Origin of the sequence: Streptomyces sp. WELS2 (assembly GCF_013870595.1) — a bacterium.
Taxonomy (GTDB): domain Bacteria; phylum Actinomycetota; class Actinomycetes; order Streptomycetales; family Streptomycetaceae; genus Streptomyces.
This window is the reverse complement of record NZ_JACBWZ010001000.1, coordinates 1-2,049: the sequence shown is the minus strand read 5'-3', so window position 1 is coordinate 2,049 and position 2,049 is coordinate 1. Positions and strand designations below refer to the sequence as shown.

Here is a 2,049-nt window from a genome sequence, read left to right as displayed (position 1 = left end):
CCGGGGCCGCCCGGACCGGGGGAGTGCCGGTGCCCCGGCATATCCTGATCCCGAAGCCGTCGGCTGACGAAGGGGTCCGAAGGTGCCGTCGATGCTCGATGCGGTCGTGGTGGGTGCGGGGCCGAACGGACTGACCGCCGCGGTGGAACTGGCCCGCCGCGGTTTCTCCGTGGCCCTGTTCGAGGCGAAGTCCACGGTGGGCGGCGGCGCCCGCACCGAGGAGCTGACACTGCCCGGCTTCCGGCACGATCCGTGCTCGGCCGCCCACCCCCTCGGCGTCAACTCCCCGGCGTTCCGCGCCCTTCCGCTGGACCGGTACGGCCTGGAGTGGCTGCACGCCCCGCTGCCCATGGCCCACCCGTTCCCCGACGGCACCGCGGCCGTGCTGTCCCGCTCGGTGGCCGAGACCGCCGCCTCCTTCGGACCGCGCGACGCGGGCCCGTACCGCAGACTGGTCGAGCCCCTGCTCGCCCGCTGGGACACCCTCGTCCAGGACTTCATGTCCCTGCCGCTGACCGCGCTGCCCCGCGACCCGGTCACCCTCGCCCGCTTCGGCCTGGCCGGTCTGCCGCCGTCCACCTGGCTGATGCGCCGCTTCCAGGACGACCGGTTCAAGACCCTCTTCGCCGGCCTCGTCGCCCATGTGATGGCACCGCTGGGCGGCCTCGCCACCAGCGCCATCGGACTGGTCTTCGCCCTGTCCGCGCACGCCCGCGGCTGGCCGGTGGCCCGCGGCGGCTCCCAGGCCGTCTCCGACGCCCTGGCCGCGTACCTGCGCGACCTCGGCGGGGCGGTGCACACCGACTTCGAGGTCAAGCGTCTGGACGACCTGCCGCCCGCGCGCGCGTACGTCTTCGACACCTCGCCCGCCGCGCTCGCCCGCATCGCCGGTCTCGGCGACTACTACGCGAACTACCGCTACGGGCCCAGCGTGTTCAAGATCGACTACGCGCTGGACGGCCCGGTGCCGTGGACCGCGCCCGAGGCCCGCGTCGCCGGCACCGTCCAGATCGGCGCGAGCCACGCCGAGATCGGCACCGCCCTGCGCGCCGCCTCCCGCGGGGGACGCGCGCCCGAGCGGCCGTTCATGATCACCGTGCAGCCGAGCGTGGCCGACCCCACCCGGGCTCCCGAGGGCAAGCACGTCTTCTGGGCGTACGGCCATGTGCCCAACGGCTGGTCCGGCGACCTCACCGAGGCCATGGAACGCCAGCTGGAGCGCTTCGCCCCCGGCTTCCGCGACCGGGTGCTCGCCCGCGCGACGGCCGGGCCCGCCGAGATGGCCGCCCGCAACGCCAACTACGTCGGCGGGGACATCGCCTGCGGCGCGGCCTCCGGACTCCAGCTGCTGCTGCGCCCCAGGCTGTCCCTGTTCCCGTACCACACCCCGCACCCGGCCGTCTTCCTCTGCTCCTCGGCCACGCCGCCGGGGCCCGGGGTGCACGGCATGTCGGGGCACAACGCGGCCAAGGCGGTCTGGCGGAGACTGAGACAGGGCTGAACCGACGCCGGCCGAACCGGAGTCACCGCAAAGGCGGGACCGACATGACCAGCATCACCCTCGTCCAGGGCGACATCACCCGGCAGCACGCCGACGCCCTCGTCAACGCGGCCAACTCCTCGCTGCTGGGCGGCGGGGGAGTGGACGGCGCGATCCACCGCCGCGGCGGCCCGGCCATCCTGGCGGAGTGCCGCGCGCTGCGCGCCTCCCGGTACGGCAAGGGGCTGCCCACCGGCCAGGCGGTCGCCACCACGGCGGGCGACCTGGACGCCCGCTGGGTGATCCACACGGTGGGCCCCGTCTGGTCACCGGCGGAGGACCGCTCGGACCTGCTGGCCTCCTGCTACCGCGAGTCCCTGCGCGTCGCCGCCGGACTCGGCGCCCGCACGGTCGCGTTCCCCGCCGTCTCCACCGGCGTCTACCGCTGGCCGATGCGGGACGCGGCCCGCATCGCGGTGGAGACCGTACGCGCCACCCCGACCGCCGTGGAAGAGGTGCGGTTCGTCCTCTTCGACGCCGACGCGTACGAGGCGTTCGCCCGGCAGCTG

2 protein-coding genes are annotated in these 2,049 nt (G+C 75.0%); both read left to right on the top strand.

The window, feature by feature from the left end:
- Positions 1-82: 82 nt before the first annotated feature.
- Positions 83-1,501 (top strand): NAD(P)/FAD-dependent oxidoreductase, encoded by a 1,419-nt coding sequence (locus H5J33_RS32805; RefSeq protein ID WP_181798355.1) that lies wholly within the window; start codon positions 83-85, stop codon positions 1,499-1,501.
- Positions 1,502-1,545: 44 nt separating this feature from the next.
- A partial coding sequence (locus tag H5J33_RS32800) for an O-acetyl-ADP-ribose deacetylase (RefSeq protein ID WP_181798354.1) occupies positions 1,546-2,049 on the top strand: 504 nt, incomplete at its 3' end.